This is a genomic window from Nonomuraea sp. MG754425 (assembly GCF_021699195.1).
Taxonomy (GTDB): domain Bacteria; phylum Actinomycetota; class Actinomycetes; order Streptosporangiales; family Streptosporangiaceae; genus Nonomuraea.
Window position 1 is genome coordinate 1 of record NZ_SSXE01000608.1, and the last position, 245, is coordinate 245.

Sequence of the window (245 nt, forward strand, 5' to 3'; positions counted from 1 at the left end):
GAGCCCACGGTCACGCACTTCAAGTCCTACTTCGTCACGGCAGGCACGACCGGACAGCAGGTAGTCACCCTGGCCACCCAGACCGTGATCACGGTCGCGATCGGCAACACAACCCAGATCTCCAGCGGGTTCAGCATCGCCTCCTTCTTCAAGGTCGACGCGATGGTGAACCGGACGGTCACCAAGACCACCGCAACCACCTCAGGCGAGACCCAGGCCATCACCTGGAACTTCACCCAGCCCGG

The 245-nt window shown here is 62.9% G+C and carries 1 pseudogene; it reads left to right on the forward strand.

Annotation, left to right across the window (positions count from 1 at the left end):
* Positions 1–245, forward strand: a pseudogene (locus tag FAF44_RS54180) (hypothetical protein); the annotation flags it as partial.